The sequence below is a fragment of the Niallia sp. MER 6 genome, assembly GCF_023714395.1.
GTDB lineage: Bacteria > Bacillota > Bacilli > Bacillales > Cytobacillaceae > Niallia.
In genome coordinates, this window is sequence record NZ_JAMAUK010000031.1 from 1 (window position 1) to 15167 (window position 15167).

Sequence of the window (15167 nt, forward strand, 5' to 3'; positions counted from 1 at the left end):
TAACTAAATAACGTAAAACCTTCCAATTATGAGAAGTAGGAAGGTTATTTGGTATACCCTTTTTTAGTATAACATGAAATATTTTTAGTATTTAATGAAAAATATTGACAAACTATTAGCTGGTTTAATAATTGGTGTTAACATTGCACCAGATAATCCGCCTGCATGGATTTCCACCGTACAAGTCATCATTGTTTCACCATTAATATCTTCTGCAGTAAAGAGACCGCTTCCTGAAAAATTATCTGATAAACCTTTTAGTTCAAATTTAATATTTGAAGGTTCATTCCATTCGGTAATATCTACCTGTGCTTGTATTGTTTTTTTAATGCCTTTCAGACTACCTTCAAATGTCCAAATAGATTGCTTGTCATTTATGATTTTATGTTCTTTATAGGCTGGTACTGTCGTTGCCCATTTTTCAAGATCACTGACATAATCCCAAACTGCTTGTACATCTACTGGAACTACTACAGTATGAGTTCCTGTTGCCATTATGACCCCCACCTTCCCTATGTATGTAACTTTACATCTCTACAGTTTAATTATTACATAAAAATCATAAACTTTCATCTATAATGACACATAGCTTTCCTACTTCCACTTCCCCAATTATTTACATTCTCCACAACCCAGCTGTTTAATGAAATGAACAGCACTTCCGTTTTCAAACGACTTTTATGTTACTTAATACTATTCTTTATGGAATTTATCACATAAAGAAAGGCTATCCAGTTAATTTAAGGCTAGTATCTTCTGTTAGGTGTTTACCAAAAGAAACTGGAATTCCCATTAGTAAAACAGGTATAGAAGTAGTAGGAAGTTTGCCAGCCTTCTTATTTAAAGGTGAAGAGAAAGTAATAGTTCAACCAAAATCATTTATTAAATTCCTTGTGTCTATCCAGTGTAAACCATCGTATTAATAGCAACATATATCTGTTCTCCCTGATTATTATGGTTATTATTTCTCCACTTTCTTTCCTCTTTTGATATCATCAATTTTCTCCGATGTAAATTATATAATCGTTCTTCTTATTGCTACTTTAAAACTCAAAATAGTTAACCCTATCTGAATTGCATTATAAGCACACCTTACTAAGTTTTTTCATCAGATTATACTTACTTCATTGCCTATAACATTAGATTCCTTCGGGTAATTAGTATGCGATAAAATCAAAGGTTTTATAAGGAGAACGATTGAAAGTGAACACTTAAGGACTCAATACGTGGAGGGAACAACTATTCCCCTTTTTTGATTGACTTACTCTCATTATTAATTTTAACCTGAAGAATTTGGCACTGCTCGAATCTTTTACTTTTAGTATGCCGCAGATGCTTTTGTGCACAATATGATACATGTAAGCAGCATGATAAGTAGCATTCGTTTAACTTATTTGTTGTCTTTGTATAACCACAGACTACGGAGTTGAAAAAATGAAGTTTAACAAGAAGAAGATTAACATCGTAGATATCCAAACGGCAAAGAAAAGTGTGTTTGCAACTGGGGTTGGAAATGCAATGGAATGGTTTGATTTTGGTTTATATTCCTACTTAGCTGTTATTATTAGCCAGAACTTTTTTAGTGCAGTACAAAATGACGAGTTAAAATTAGTATTTACTTTCGCGACTTTCGCCATTGCCTTTTTAATGCGTCCATTAGGCGGTATTATCTTCGGTAAAATTGGTGATAAAGCAGGAAGAAAAGTCGTCTTAACTACAACCATTATTTTAATGGCCTTTTCGACCTTATTGATCGGTTTATTACCTACTTATGATCAAATTGGTATATGGGCTCCCATCCTGTTATTAGTCGCAAGAATTATTCAAGGCTTTTCAACTGGAGGCGAATATGCTGGTGCAATGGTCTATATTGCTGAATCATCTCCTGACAATAAGCGCAGCATCCTCGGAAGTGGATTAGAAATTGGTACCCTAACTGGGTATATATTGGCTTCCCTCGTAGCAAGCATACTTTTTGTCGCATTATCTGATGAACAGATGGCCACATGGGGATGGAGAATCCCATTCTTGCTTGGTTTACCGCTAGGACTTATTGGAATGTACCTGAGAAAAACCTTAGAGGAATCACCTATTTTTGAAAATGAAATTTCTTCTACTCAAGCTGAAGAACAAACAGAAGAAGGCTTCTTCTCTATTCTAAGAAATCATAAAAAAGATATAATAGTCTGTTTCATATCTGTAGCCTTCTTTAATGTGACAAATTATATGCTACTATCCTACATGCCTTCCTATTTAAACGAGATAATTGGTTTATCAAGCACGACCGGTACTATTTTAATTACACTTGTGATGGTCATCATGGTGCCACTCACATTACTATTCGGTAAGTTAAGTGATAACATTGGTAATAAAAATGTCTTCTTAATTGGTTTAGGCGGACTATCACTCTTATCTGTACTAGCTTTTTATTTCGTGAATCTGAATGGCTTACTATTTATTTCGTTAGGTATCCTTATTCTGGGCGTACTGCTTGCAACGTATGAAGGCTCCATGCCCGGTTCATTGCCAGCAATGTTTTATACCGATATACGCTACCGAACATTATCTGTAACATTTAATGTCTCTGTTTCCATATTTGGAGGTACTACACCATTAGTTTCCACCTGGCTTGTTCACCAAACAGGCAATAACTTAGCGCCTGCCTGGTATTTAACAATCGTAAGCCTTGTCGGATTCTTTGTAATACTATTCTTATTTAAGAGTACTACAGGAAAATCCTTAAAAGGATCTTATCCAACAGTTGCGACGAAATCTGAATTTAAAGAAGTTGTTGAGAATCCTGAGGATGCACTATGGTGGCGGACGGAACAAGAATAAAGCAAGCTTTATTAACATTCACCAATTAGACAAGGTTCGACTGACACTTTTTTAGCTTATTATTACATCAAAGGTTGAAAGAGAACGTATTTATATGTATAGAGTTCTCAATAGATTAAAGCATCAGCATACTTGCTGGTGCTTTTTTTAGTATTAATTGAAATAAATTACACATTAACTATAAAAGTGTTAACTCCAATATAAGTGTTTATCCTTCTTAAGTTGAAATTGAAAAAATACGTCTAATCCTTTACACACCAAGGTTTATTTACGCATTTCCCAATATAAATTTAATGATACTTGTTTATACTTCTTCAACGACCGCTTCTTTTCATAACTATTTAAGAAAACCATCAATAATTATTTGCTCCTCTTTGTTTAAAGTAGAAATGGGTTCCCGACAAATACCTGCAGATACATTTTGCTTATCTAATATATACTTAATGGCTCGAAGTGCTCCAATCTCTGTAATAGTCTTCATATAAGAAGACAGTTTAGAGAGTAGCTCCTTTGCAACATTAATCTTACCAGACTTTATTTGTTTAACTATCTCATGTATTTCGTTAGGAAATACATTTCCTAACACACTAGAAATACCATTAAAACCAAGTTCAGTATCTTCTAATATAGTTTGGTCTGATCCAGTTAATACAATAAATGTAGAACCGAGTTTTTCTTTTACTTCCTTTACTGTAGCTCGATCACCCGCTTCCTTTAATGCAATAATCTGAGGAAACTGTTTAACTAATCTAAATAATGTTTCTATATTTAAATTAAAACCAGTTCTTGGAGGGTTATTATATAGCATAATTGGTAAAGAAGTATGGGAACAAACCTTTGCTACATAATGAAAGGCTTCCTCTTGATTAATTCGGAGGTATGGAGGGAAACCTAACATAATTCCATTTAAACCAGCTTCTTTTGCTGCAATAGCCAGTGAAATCGCATCTTTCGTTTGAACTGCTGCAACTCCTCCATAAAGTAGAACTTCATTTTTCGCTGCTTCTTTTACTTTATGAAATAAAGTAATACGTTCTTCAATAGTCATAGAATGTTGCTCTCCTGTAGATCCACTAATCAGCAAGGAGGGAACATTATTCTTTTTATAGTAATCAATTAATGGCGGTATACCGTCTAAATTTAGCTTTCCATCATAAGTAAACGGTGTTACCATCGCAACACTGAATTCAAGAAAAGGATTTTTCATTTCAAGTTCTCCTTATATTTTATTTTCTTCACCACTTGTGCCACTTAGAATCAAATTCTTTATACCTGCTTCATCATTGGGAAATATTAAGTTTTATAGATGGCTTCAGAAAAATTCTATAATGTAATCTGACATAAAAAAAGGTACAATTATGAACAAATAAACATGTCAAGGGTGGCATTTAATGAAAAATACTATTTTTGCTCTTAATGACGACGCACCGAAATACAAACAAATTTACGAACAGTTTAAATTATATATTGAGAATGGAAATATCTCCGTTAACGAACAGCTGCCATCTATTCGTCAACTTGCAGACTCCCTTTCGGTAAGCAGAAATACTACACTTAATGCCTATGAACAACTTTTGGCAGAAGGTTATATTCGTAGTGATGGACGTAAAGGCTATTTTGTAAACGAATTAGATCCGCTTTTATATCAAAGTGTAAAAATGCCAACTAAAAATGAAAAAAAAGAATTAAAAAATGCCCGCATTGATTTCCGAGCAGGAACCGTAGATCAACAGCATTTCCCATTGAAAACTTGGAGAAGAGTGACCAATCAAGTTCTAACTATGCACCATAGTTATCAATATGGAGACCCTTTTGGTGAAGAATGCTTACGTGAACAAATTGTAGCCTATTTATTTCAATCTCGTGGACTCAAAACAAATGCAAATAATATCATAATCAGCAGTGGCACTCAGCCTATGTTAATTAATTTAGGGAAGCTTCTGAGGGAAAATTTCTCTAGCTTTATTGTTGAAGATCCAGGATATGTTGGTGCTAGAGAAGCTTTGAAGTTTCATGATTTTACATTGGAAACGGTACCTGTTTGTGAAACAGGTACAGATTTTTCTACACTAAATCAGAAGGAATCAAGACTGATTTATGTAACACCCTCTCACCAAAGTCCAATAGGCGTTAGTATGTCCATACAAGAAAGGTTAAAGCTTATAAATTGGGCCAGTGTCAGACAGGGATATATTATTGAAGATGATTATGATAGTGAATTCCGTTATACACAGCAACCATTCCCAGCATTAGCTTCCATTGATTCAACAAGAGTCATTTACTTTGGGAACTTTTCGAAGTCATTTCTTCCTGGAATACGTATAAGTTATATGGTTCTTCCAGATTCATTAATAAACCAGTATAAAAAGCAATTTTACCTTTTTGAAAGCCCTGCTTCGCTTCATAATCAGCTTGCAATGGCTAAATTTATGAAAGATGGTGAATGGAATCGCCATCTTAAACGAATGCGTCTTGTTTATAAGCAAAAAATGAATTATATCGTTTCAGAATTAAAGAGTCATTTCAAACAAACTATAACGATAATTGGAGAACAGTCTGGATTATTTGTGCTCGTTAAACTCCATCTTAACTCTACTGAAGAATGGTTAATCAATCGCGCTTCATTATATGGAGTAGTAGTGTATCCTACCTCCATATATACGCTAGAAAATCACATGAATGAGCCCACTATAAAGCTTGGCTTTAGCAACCTAACATGTGAAGAAATTCAATTAGGGGTTCATCTTTTAAAAGAAGCTTGGTCATAAAAATACCATGTAGTCGTTAGTAAATTACTAACAACTACATGGCATCTTAATCTATGAAGGATTAATGCTCATTTTCTGCTTGAACTTAGCTTTATCCCTTCCCCCACACTACAATCTAATAGAAGTTTGCTTCCTTTTACCAGAAAATAAATAAGTACAAATAAACCCAAAGATGATCATTAGAGTAGCTAAAAGCCCTCCTTCTTACCCAAAAGAACCTCCTGTTAATAAATCATTTCCACTACTCACATCTATTGTATATACACCATATGGCGTTGTTCCACTAACAGGAAAGCCGAAAACATTTCCCTGAAAATAGTTCCATGTAATATGATAGCCTATTGGTGTCCACAAACTCTGTGTTTTGTCATACATGTAAGCAAATAGTATTCCTACTAGGAAGATATTGAAAATGCCTAGTAGAGTTACATTTTGATTAGCCAAATGTGCAATTCCAAAAATCAGGGCTGACACCATATAAATGGTTACCTTTCGACGACCTCTATCTGCAAGGGTAGACATGATATAGCCTCTGAATACAAGTTCTTCAAACAAACCAACCAAAATAAAAAAGATTAAGTAAGTAATAGAATAAGTTGAAAAGTTTGGGTTGGAAAGTGTGTTGATTAATTCAATATTATCAGTAAATAACAGGATAAAGAAAATGATTGCAATAGATATTGCTCCTAATAGTAGACCAAATATTATATTTATTAGGAATAAACCAAAACCCAAATCTTGTATTTTCTTTTTGTTTAAGAATTTCCATAATAAAAGCAATGAAATTAAAGCAGCCCCATAACCAAGTGCATAGGAAAATACATCTAACCACGGTCGACCATCCATAATAACACTTCTATCCATTGTAAACACATTAGTACCGTCTGAAGTCAGTCAAACGTTCTTCCTCAGAATGTCTACTACAATAATTTTTGTTGCGTCTGCTGCTTTTACAGACAATAATGTAAACCTATTGGACTAGGAAGTGCGACTGACCATAGCAAAAAAACGACTCACCATTAGGTGAATCGTCCCTTCCTGCTATTCAAGGAATTTCTGCATATCCTCATCTAAATATACCCAGCCTTTCCAGCCGATATGAATCGTGTCACGCATAAAATAAGGTTCGTATTCATAGTCAGAGTAATCGGCGTAAGTAAATCCGCTATCATTTATTTGTGTCTTTATACGAGTGTAATAGTCTTGCCGGCCTTTTTCGGGAAAGCCTGTGTAATCATAGTAAGCGCCATTAACCGGGATAATGATAAAAAGCGGTTCGGCGCCAGATTGCTTGAGTATATCAAGCATCAGCTGGAAATCATCGTATTCCGGTGATTCTGCGTAGGAACGGCCTTTATTCTTTCCTTTCATTTCCTTGATGGAGTGCTTCTTATGATTATATACTTTGTCATCAATATAAAATTCGGACTGCTGTGTTCGTTCTTCTCCATAAGTATCAGCTTGTGTTTGCAATTCTTCCCATGTCTTGTCCTTGACTTCATCTGATTGATGCCTATTAGTGGTTGAATCATTCAGAAGTGTGAAGTACAAATCCTTTTTCTTCAGTACGGAAAGATAGGTCTTTGCAGGAACTGATAAGATATTAAACTTAATCTTTTTATCATTCAGATAAGCGTCATAAAGCTGATAAAGAATGGTATCATTCTTGACTGCATTATACGTCATCAGGCGTTGCATCAATTTTCGTTTCACCTGCTCGTTCACTTCCTTATTGAAAGGAAGCTCGTATGCTTGCACGGAGGAATAATTTGGTGCAAAATGCTGCTCGTCTGTACCATGCTTTACAAACCATTGCGGTGATACGATGATGACCATTTGCTTGTTCTTCAATCGAGCGGCATGGGTTGCAAAGTTTAAGTCGTGAATAATAGAGGTCATTCCGCCTTTTCCTACTAAATAAGGTGTGAAGGGAGCTGCGTTCGTTTCAAAATAATTTGATGGATGGAATGGATCCCAGCGCGATAATTCTGAAGAACCATAAATCGGAACATACTTTGAATGTTTGAGCATTTCACTTTGTAAATAGGTTCCTTGAAACATATTTGGCTCCAGACTGATAGCCGATTCCTCCAAGCGATCAGCAGGAACTAACTTAGCCAGCCATGATACGGGTAAGAATACAACCCCGGCAAACAGGACCAATGCAAGAATGATTGGTCCAAACAAATACTTTTTCTTCATTATTTCAACTCATTCAGACGGTCAACGATAGCATTTGGTGTATTCCATGTATCTCGGTCGAACTCCGTAATTGGTACATTTATATCAAGCTGATCCTGGAATTTAACTAGTAATTCTACTGTTCCAAAAGAATCAATTAGTCCTGAATCGAATAAATCCAAATCAAGCTCTTCTTTCACAACATCATCTTGACAAACTTCTGCAATAACTTGTAGTACTTCTTCTTTAAAATTCATTTATATATCCCCTTTTATTGAAATGGTTTGCCGGAAAACAGATAAAAACCGAAGCAAACGACATGGAAAGTGATGATGATAGACACCATTGTCATTGCTTTTCCTGTTGGCCAGCGTTTATGTTTTTTATTCCAAGTCTCGAAGAAATTAAATCCGGTCATCATCATGGCATGATATGCTCCATAAATGATGTACTGAATTTCTAATCCATGCCATGCTCCCATCAGCAGGAACAGCAGGATATAACCTAAATTCGAAACGAGCATTTTTTTTTGTATCCATTTTTTCTTCCTTATGAGGAAGACAAAGCGCATGAACACATAATCACGGAACCAGAACGACAGTGACATATGCCATCGGTTCCAGAAATCCTTGATGTTGCGGCTGATAAATGGTTTATTAAAGTTCTCCGGTGACCGGATACCCATTATATAACTGACTCCGACTGCAAATGCCGTATAGCCGGCAAAGTCGAAGAATAGGTACAAGCTATAGCTGTACATGTACAACAGGTGATATGAAAACTTACCATCTGCTATATAATCTAGATTCATAATGAAGTACGTATTAATGCAATAGCCGATTATAAATTTATACAAAAACCCAAGGAAGATTTTGTTGATCCCTTTATATAGCAGCTCTTTGTACTCCTCCGGTTTCCAGCGCTTTTCTTCATCCTTCTGGAATCTGCGGAAGCGGTCAATAGGACCCGAGGAAATTGTCGGGTAAAACAGCATAAAATTAACAAGCTTAAAAATCGAGAGCTGCTGCTTAATCAAACCATCTCTTGTTTCAATAATAATTTGGACAGCTCGGAATGTCAGATAAGAGATACCTAGAAAACTAGCCCAATTATCCACTGCCAAAATCGGTAAAATCTTGGATAAAATTAAAGGCAGGATGGATAGAAAACTTATTACATAGAATACGAGGCTGCTATTCTTTGTCTGTCGATACGAAATATAGCCTTTGACCAATATAACTTGAAGGATGGTGAAGACTACTAATGAGAAAAAGCCCGCGTTCCCTCCTGAAAATATAATAGCCAATACAACAATTGAGACAAAAACATTATAATAACGCAGGCGCTTGCCCATTATGCCGAGTATCATTGTCGGCAGAAGCAAGATACCTAGAATAATAAAGAAAAGGAACGAGCTATACGGGGTCATGCGAATACCTCTTCCTTCATTTTCTTGCGGTCTGCTTTTCCATTTATAGTCATTGGAATAGAAGTATGATACGAGAACTTACGCGGAATCATATATGCTGGCAAGCGCAGAGCAAGATCTTTGCGGATTGCAGCTGTCAGTTTGTATTCCTTATCAAAATCATGGTCCGCCGGCACAACTGCCGCAATCAAGTATTCAATTTCTTCGTTTGGTGCATAAGGAATAATAATCGCAGCCTTAATAAAATCAGACTGATTAAGGTGGAACTCAATCTCTTCCAGCTCCATCCGGTAGCCATGAAGCTTGATCTGAAAATCCATTCTGCCTTGGCAGTACACCAACCCGTCTTGAATAATGCCGGCATCTCCGGTACGATAGGCATTCATTCCGTTAATCATGCCGAATGCATTTTCTGTCAGTAGCGGCTCACCTAGATAGCCTTTTGACACACTTGGCCCAGCAAGAATTAGCTCCCCTTTTTCCCCTTCTGGCAACGGATTATCCAATTCATCCACAACGAAAATACGCATATCAGATTTTGGGTAGCCAACTGGCAGAGCCTTCTCTTTCTCAAGCAATTCTTCTGTAATCTCGATAGACGTCACAGCCACTGTTGCTTCTGTTGGCCCATAGGTATTAAAAATCCTTGCTTTTGGGAAACGTGCTTTCAGCTCCTTGGCCACAGCTAGCGGCAGTACTTCTCCACAGAAAAGAAATACTTCAAGCTCTCGAAGCATCTTGTCATTAAAATCTGGATTTGGAAAACACATTTGCACGAAGGATGGTGTCGATGTCCACACTTGCAAGGCAGAGCGGCTCAAGTTCTCAAACAAAAGCTTCGGCTTATTGCTTACATCTTTCTCTAGCGCATGAATGGAGCCTCCGCTCTGTAACGCTGGATAAAAGTCCATCACAGACAAATCGAATGAAAAAGGCGCCTGATTCAAGAATACTTTTCCTTCATCTAATGGAAAGTCACCTGTCATCCAATCGGTAAAAGATTGCAGATTTGCTGCAGTTATTTGAACACCTTTCGGATTTCCTGTACTGCCGGAAGTATAAATGGTGTAAAAAACTTCTTCAAGATGGACCCAGTACTCATCGCCAATAAGCTCTTCTTGTTCCAATTCCAGGTTTAGCATATGTAAAACTGCAACACTATCAAAATCCAGCTTGCTATCTGTTGTATTAATTACTAATCCAGCACCAGATTTTTCGACGATAAGACGCACCCGTTCCATTGGAATGGATGTATCTACCGGTATATAAGGGTATCCAGCCTGCACACAGGAAAGGAACGCTACCGGCATATCAGTTGCCATATGTCCATACACAACAATTGGCGTCTGCCGCTCGAGCTGAATGGCATGTAATAAGCTTGCTAGTCTCCTCGATTTGTCCCAAAGCATTCCATAGGTCAGCACCTGATCCTCTGTACGATATGCAATATGCTCCGGTTTTCTTTCCGCATGCTGTGCAATACGAGTTAAAAGTTTCATTTTATTATCTTCTCCATTTAGAAATCATTATAAATATAGTTGCCAGTATTGGCCGTATGGAAGCCGTACATCAAAAATAAGGTAACGAGGATAGCCAAATAAAAACAAGTATGTAAAGCAAACCGGACGCCAGTGTGCATATACAGCTGTTTAAGCTTATTCATCTTCTCTCTCCTTTCTTTTATTCAAATTTATAGCCGGTTCCAATAACAGTCCGGATATGATGTGATTCAAAGCTTAATTTAGCTCTTAGCTTTTTTATATGTGTATCCACAACTCGACTATCACCATCGAAGTCAAATCCCCATACGTGATTCAAAATTGTTTCCCGTGAAAGGACATTATTTTTATGCTGAAGCAAGAACACCAATAATTCATATTCTTTTGGCGTAAATTCGACCTGTTGGCCCCCGAGCTGAAGCTGATGGGACTTCGTATTAACGATTGCTTCACCGAAGCTTAGCATATGACCAGTCGGCAAGTAATGTTCGTTTGCCCGTTTCATTAAAGAATTAGCACGTGCTACTAATACTTTTGGGCTGAATGGCTTCGTAACATAATCATCAGCCCCAAGTTCAAAACCATGAATTTTATCATCGTCACTGGATTTTGCTGTCAGCAGAATAATCGGTACACCAGAACTCATTCGTACCTGCTTGGTGACAGCAAATCCATCCATTTGCGGCATCATGATATCGAGAATGACTAAATCCGGATAAATGGCATCAAACCAATCTATCGCACTGCTGCCATTATCCGTTTCATACACTTCCCAACCGTCCTTTTTGAAATAATCAGCTACAACTTCTCGAATTCTCACTTCATCCTCGACAAGCAATACTTTCTTCCCCATCGTGAATCTTCCTTCCAATTTATAGATATTAACAAGGTTATATGTCTTTCATGTGTCCTAATAAGAAATTATTACCATTATTTGAAATGAACATAGAAACGTACACCGTCTGGCATGTTTTCCGCACCATAATGAAATCCATGCAAGTTAAGTATTTGCTGGACAATCGCCAACCCTAAGCCTGTACCACCTGTCATTCGGCTTCGCGAAGATTCAGTCCTATAGAACCTTTTCCAAATATTATCCAGATGCTCACTTGGTATTTGCTGGCCTTTATTCTCAATTTTGAACACACAACCGCCATTTTCCTGATCCAATTCAATTCGAATCACAATAACAGAATTAGGCTCACTGTGCCGAACCGCATTAATAAGAAGATTTTGCATTACTCGTTCCATCCACTCATAATCCGCCAAAATATGCTGTTCATTCTTCGGCATGATTTCAATGACAACATTTTTCTCTTGTGCAATACAGAATAATTTAGAGGCCAATACCTCAATCATTTCACTAAGCAAAAAAGATGTTTTTCTTAGTTTAATCGCACCGTTCTCCAACTTAGCCAAATCGAGCATATCTTTAATAAGCACTTCCATCTTTTCTGACTCCTCAATGATCACTTCTACATAGTGGTCATGCTTATCCGGACTAACACCATCCTGCAGCCCCTCAGCGAAGCTTTTGACAATGCTGAGCGGCGTCTTCAGTTCATGGGACGCATGCTCGAAGAACTCGCGCTGCTCCTTTTCCATCTGCACACGTCTTTCCATATCACGCTTTAGCTTTCCATTAGCTTGTTTCAAGTCATTTAATGCAACATCTAAATTCTGTGCCATAACAAGCATATTGTTTGAAAGGCTCCCAAGCTCATCCTTCTGCTTAATCGGCTTCGCCGATGAGAAGTCTAGATGCACCATTTTTTTTGCCATGTCATTCAATTTAATCAATGGTCTGCTGACAAGACGGGAATAGAATAGCGACAACAAAATGATGAGAATAAAGCCAATAATGCCGATATATATATAAAATATTCGAAGTGCTTCATTGGTATCTTTAATTTCCTGAATAGATGTGACAGAGAACATAAATTGCATTTCTCCATCTTTCTTAATTGGCTCAATTAGTACTAAATTATGTTTTCCACTCCATGATTCCACCCAATCCAACTGCAGACTTTCCCCTTCAGTAAGCTGCTTTAACTGTTCCTCCTCAAGCGGGAACCATTCCAACAACGCATCATAGAGTATTCCTAGTCCTCTATTAATCATTCCACCCTTAGGCAGCGAAATGCTTTTTACCTTTCCTTCAATAGCCACTTCATTCTCGATTGGATCTTCCCCTGCACTTGACGAATTCTTTGTAATAACAGATGGATAAATGACCGTAGGAACCTTAGCATCTGGTTCTCCTCGAACAATCAATGTATCTCCCTCTTTGATATTCATTGCTTGTAACTGTTGTCCGTAAGACGAGACTAGTAAGGACAGCGATACTTCTACTACATTTCCATCTCCTGTTTCCAGCATAATATTAAACGGATCCTGAACTAACTGAAAACCTTCTTCGTCCACAATCGTCAACGGACTTTTGGACTTCCTCATGTAAGATAAAGTCTGTTTTGTCAGTTCCGCTTCGCTCCAGGAGTTTTCCTCATAACCTTCTGCTAATTGATGTATGCGATTTGCTGCTTCTTTCGTTTTATGATGCTGATAGAAACGATCAAATAATGACAATTGAAATATCATAATCATGGCGTAAAACACCAAAAAGAATAAAGCTGTTACAGCAAATAATTTAACGGTAATACCGCGTTTTCTCATGTTCTACTCCTTTATTTCATACGACTGTTTATTAATAACTTAAGCTATTCGTATGTTTTTTGTGTGTCCACAAACACCACTTCATATAGTAACCATCTTTTTGAAGTTGTGGAACCTTTTTTTACTTGAGCATTTCCATCAGAAATGAAGGTATCATTGGCAAAATAGATGTATGATCTAGACAGCCTTGTTAACATCAACTACTTATTTAAAATAAAAAAACATCTAGTAATTAGATGCCTGCCTGCACTGATTAATGTCCTTACACAAAGTTAACCTTTTTCACGTTTCTTCTACTAGGATGCTTCAGTTAATTCCACAATAAAAGGAGCATTAATCTTTTCATCGATTAATGCTCACTAAACCTCTCTATTATATTATTAAAGGAATATTTTCGGTTTAGCTAACTAGACATAAGCCTAACAAATAACGATTAATGGATTTAAACACTTATATTGACTTAAAAATCCGTAGTTCTATCAAAACAACTATAGGTACATATTAATATGTTTGAATATTCAGTATTTTAAATAGATAAAAAAATGGCTCCGCAGGTAGGACTCGAACCTACGACCGATCGGTTAACAGCCGATTGCTCTACCACTGAGCTACTGCGGAACAAAAAAGTATGTATTATATGGTGGGCCTAAATGGACTCGAACCATCGACCTCACGCTTATCAGGCGTGCGCTCTAACCAGCTGAGCTATAGGCCCATATTGGAGCGGGTGATGAGAATCGAACTCACGACATCAGCTTGGAAGGCTGAGGTTTTACCATTAAACTACACCCGCATAATAGGTTGTAAAAAAGATTTAAGATGTGGCTAAACTGGTTCATTCGAACTGTTAAGCACCTGCCATAATATTATTATTGGCAGGAGTAGTAGGAATTGAACCCACACCGGAGGTTTTGGAGACCTCTGTTCTACCTTTAAACTATACTCCTAAATGGCGGTCCGGACGGGACTCGAACCCGCGACCTCCTGCGTGACAGGCAGGCATTCTAACCAACTGAACTACCGGACCAGATTGCGGGGACAGGATTTGAACCTGCGACCTTCGGGTTATGAGCCCGACGAGCTACCAGACTGCTCCACCCCGCGATAATATTATTTATTTAACTAATGGAGGAGGAAAGGGGATTCGAACCCCTGCGCGGTTTGACCCGCCTGTCGGTTTTCAAGACCGATCCCTTCAGCCGGACTTGGGTATTCCTCCGTATTGGTGGAGCCTAGCGGGATCGAACCGCTGACCTCCTGCGTGCAAGGCAGGCGCTCTCCCAGCTGAGCTAAGGCCCCGTTATTTTTGGGATATTAATGGTCGGGAAGACAGGATTCGAACCTGCGACCCCTTGGTCCCAAACCAAGTGCTCTACCAAGCTGAGCTACTTCCCGATATGGCGCGCCCGAAAGGAGTCGAACCCATAACCTTCTGATCCGTAGTCAGACGCTCTATCCAATTGAGCTACGGGCGCTAAATTTTCGAAAAACAATGGTGCCGAGGACCGGAATCGAACCGGTACGGTAGTCACCTACCGCAGGATTTTAAGTCCTGTGCGTCTGCCAGTTCCGCCACCCCGGCATTGTTTTTAAAAATTGGAGCGGAAGACGAGGTTCGAACTCGCGACCCCCACCTTGGCAAGGTGGTGTTCTACCACTGAACTACTTCCGCTTAGAGTATGAAATTAAATGGTGCGGGTGAAGGGAGTCGAACCCCCACGCCTTGCGGCGCTAGATCCTAAGTCTAGTGCGTCTGCCAATTCCGCCACACCCGCGTAA

Annotated in this window: 12 protein-coding genes and 13 tRNA genes; 2 read left to right on the forward strand and 23 right to left on the reverse strand. The window is 38.0% G+C overall.

Annotated features, from left to right (window positions below):
* Window positions 1-84: 84 nt before the first annotated feature.
* The gene (locus M3600_RS23745; protein WP_251647798.1) at window positions 85-495 is read right to left on the reverse strand and encodes an SRPBCC family protein; all 411 of its coding nucleotides are present in this window, start codon (window positions 493-495) and stop codon (window positions 85-87) included.
* Between the two features lie 939 nt (window positions 496-1434).
* Between M3600_RS23745 and M3600_RS23750 the strand changes: the two genes are divergently transcribed.
* Window positions 1435-2838: an MFS transporter gene (locus M3600_RS23750; protein WP_251647800.1), complete on the forward strand. Its 1404-nt coding sequence runs from the start codon at window positions 1435-1437 to the stop codon at window positions 2836-2838.
* Between the two features lie 337 nt (window positions 2839-3175).
* Here M3600_RS23750 and M3600_RS23755 read toward each other — a convergent pair whose 3' ends face one another.
* Complete coding sequence (locus M3600_RS23755) at window positions 3176-4045, reverse strand: dihydrodipicolinate synthase family protein (RefSeq protein WP_251647802.1); 870 nt, start codon at window positions 4043-4045, stop codon at window positions 3176-3178.
* Between the two features lie 184 nt (window positions 4046-4229).
* Here M3600_RS23755 and pdxR point away from each other — a divergent pair, with 184 nt between their 5' ends.
* Window positions 4230-5606 carry a MocR-like pyridoxine biosynthesis transcription factor PdxR gene (pdxR, locus tag M3600_RS23760; RefSeq protein WP_251647803.1) on the forward strand — a complete coding sequence of 459 codons (1377 nt, stop codon included), beginning with the start codon at window positions 4230-4232 and terminating at the stop codon, window positions 5604-5606.
* 204 nt (window positions 5607-5810) lie between these two features.
* Here the strand turns inward: pdxR and M3600_RS23765 are convergent, their stop codons facing one another.
* The 21 genes from M3600_RS23765 to M3600_RS23865 form a co-directional block, all read right to left on the reverse strand.
* A complete protein-coding gene (locus M3600_RS23765) occupies window positions 5811-6452 on the reverse strand; it encodes a CPBP family intramembrane glutamic endopeptidase (RefSeq protein ID WP_251647805.1) in 642 nt (213 codons plus the stop codon).
* A 195-nt stretch (window positions 6453-6647) separates the two neighbouring features.
* Window positions 6648-7808 (reverse strand): D-alanyl-lipoteichoic acid biosynthesis protein DltD, encoded by a 1161-nt coding sequence (dltD, locus tag M3600_RS23770; RefSeq protein ID WP_251647807.1) that lies wholly within the window; start codon window positions 7806-7808, stop codon window positions 6648-6650.
* Window positions 7808-8044 (reverse strand): D-alanine--poly(phosphoribitol) ligase subunit DltC, encoded by a 237-nt coding sequence (gene dltC, locus M3600_RS23775; protein ID WP_237943517.1) that lies wholly within the window; start codon window positions 8042-8044, stop codon window positions 7808-7810. The genes dltD and dltC overlap by 1 nt, the downstream gene beginning before the upstream one ends.
* Window positions 8045-8058: 14 nt before the next feature.
* Window positions 8059-9216 (reverse strand): D-alanyl-lipoteichoic acid biosynthesis protein DltB, encoded by a 1158-nt coding sequence (gene dltB, locus M3600_RS23780; protein WP_251647809.1) that lies wholly within the window; start codon window positions 9214-9216, stop codon window positions 8059-8061.
* On the reverse strand, window positions 9213-10715 hold the full coding sequence (gene dltA, locus M3600_RS23785; RefSeq protein WP_251647811.1) for a D-alanine--poly(phosphoribitol) ligase subunit DltA: 1503 nt from the start codon (window positions 10713-10715) through the stop codon (window positions 9213-9215). The genes dltB and dltA overlap by 4 nt, the downstream gene beginning before the upstream one ends.
* Before the next feature lie 17 nt (window positions 10716-10732).
* Window positions 10733-10879 (reverse strand): teichoic acid D-Ala incorporation-associated protein DltX, encoded by a 147-nt coding sequence (locus tag M3600_RS23790; RefSeq protein WP_233318026.1) that lies wholly within the window; start codon window positions 10877-10879, stop codon window positions 10733-10735.
* Window positions 10880-10896: 17 nt separating this feature from the next.
* Window positions 10897-11568 carry a response regulator transcription factor gene (locus M3600_RS23795; protein ID WP_251647813.1) on the reverse strand — a complete coding sequence of 224 codons (672 nt, stop codon included), beginning with the start codon at window positions 11566-11568 and terminating at the stop codon, window positions 10897-10899.
* Window positions 11569-11645: 77 nt separating this feature from the next.
* Window positions 11646-13388, reverse strand: a complete 1743-nt coding sequence (locus M3600_RS23800) for a sensor histidine kinase (protein ID WP_251647815.1) — start codon at window positions 13386-13388, stop codon at window positions 11646-11648.
* Between the two features lie 543 nt (window positions 13389-13931).
* A tRNA-Asn gene (locus M3600_RS23805) sits at window positions 13932-14006 on the reverse strand.
* A 20-nt stretch (window positions 14007-14026) separates the two neighbouring features.
* Window positions 14027-14103 (reverse strand) — tRNA-Ile (locus tag M3600_RS23810).
* Between the two features lie 4 nt (window positions 14104-14107).
* Window positions 14108-14181: transfer RNA gene (locus M3600_RS23815), tRNA-Gly, on the reverse strand.
* An 80-nt stretch (window positions 14182-14261) separates the two neighbouring features.
* Window positions 14262-14335: transfer RNA gene (locus M3600_RS23820), tRNA-Trp, on the reverse strand.
* Window positions 14336-14338: 3 nt separating this feature from the next.
* Window positions 14339-14415: transfer RNA gene (locus tag M3600_RS23825), tRNA-Asp, on the reverse strand.
* Window positions 14416-14418: 3 nt separating this feature from the next.
* Window positions 14419-14492, reverse strand: a tRNA-Met gene (locus M3600_RS23830).
* 22 nt (window positions 14493-14514) lie between these two features.
* Window positions 14515-14607, reverse strand: a tRNA-Ser gene (locus M3600_RS23835).
* Window positions 14608-14611: 4 nt separating this feature from the next.
* Window positions 14612-14687 (reverse strand) — tRNA-Ala (locus tag M3600_RS23840).
* Between the two features lie 19 nt (window positions 14688-14706).
* Window positions 14707-14783 (reverse strand) — tRNA-Pro (locus M3600_RS23845).
* 3 nt (window positions 14784-14786) lie between these two features.
* Window positions 14787-14863: transfer RNA gene (locus M3600_RS23850), tRNA-Arg, on the reverse strand.
* Window positions 14864-14881: 18 nt separating this feature from the next.
* A tRNA-Leu gene (locus M3600_RS23855) sits at window positions 14882-14970 on the reverse strand.
* Between the two features lie 15 nt (window positions 14971-14985).
* Window positions 14986-15060, reverse strand: a tRNA-Gly gene (locus tag M3600_RS23860).
* 18 nt (window positions 15061-15078) lie between these two features.
* A tRNA-Leu gene (locus tag M3600_RS23865) sits at window positions 15079-15163 on the reverse strand.
* Window positions 15164-15167: the final 4 nt, after the last annotated feature.

What these genes read in the sequence shown, in the direction of transcription:
- dltD (WP_251647807.1), bottom strand. Translation starts at nt 7,808, where the DNA reads ATGAAGAAAAAGTATTTGTTTGGACCAATCATTCTTGCATTGGTCCTG.
- dltB (WP_251647809.1), bottom strand. Translation starts at nt 9,216, where the DNA reads ATGACCCCGTATAGCTCGTTCCTTTTCTTTATTATTCTAGGTATCTTG.
- M3600_RS23765 (WP_251647805.1), bottom strand. Translation starts at nt 6,452, where the DNA reads ATGGATGGTCGACCGTGGTTAGATGTATTTTCCTATGCACTTGGTTAT.
- M3600_RS23750 (WP_251647800.1), top strand. Translation starts at nt 1,435, where the DNA reads ATGAAGTTTAACAAGAAGAAGATTAACATCGTAGATATCCAAACGGCA.
- M3600_RS23790 (WP_233318026.1), bottom strand. Translation starts at nt 10,879, where the DNA reads ATGAATAAGCTTAAACAGCTGTATATGCACACTGGCGTCCGGTTTGCT.
- M3600_RS23800 (WP_251647815.1), bottom strand. Translation starts at nt 13,388, where the DNA reads ATGAGAAAACGCGGTATTACCGTTAAATTATTTGCTGTAACAGCTTTA.
- M3600_RS23795 (WP_251647813.1), bottom strand. Translation starts at nt 11,568, where the DNA reads ATGGGGAAGAAAGTATTGCTTGTCGAGGATGAAGTGAGAATTCGAGAA.
- dltA (WP_251647811.1), bottom strand. Translation starts at nt 10,715, where the DNA reads ATGAAACTTTTAACTCGTATTGCACAGCATGCGGAAAGAAAACCGGAG.
- dltC (WP_237943517.1), bottom strand. Translation starts at nt 8,044, where the DNA reads ATGAATTTTAAAGAAGAAGTACTACAAGTTATTGCAGAAGTTTGTCAA.
- M3600_RS23745 (WP_251647798.1), bottom strand. Translation starts at nt 495, where the DNA reads ATGGCAACAGGAACTCATACTGTAGTAGTTCCAGTAGATGTACAAGCA.
- pdxR (WP_251647803.1), top strand. Translation starts at nt 4,230, where the DNA reads ATGAAAAATACTATTTTTGCTCTTAATGACGACGCACCGAAATACAAA.
- M3600_RS23755 (WP_251647802.1), bottom strand. Translation starts at nt 4,045, where the DNA reads ATGAAAAATCCTTTTCTTGAATTCAGTGTTGCGATGGTAACACCGTTT.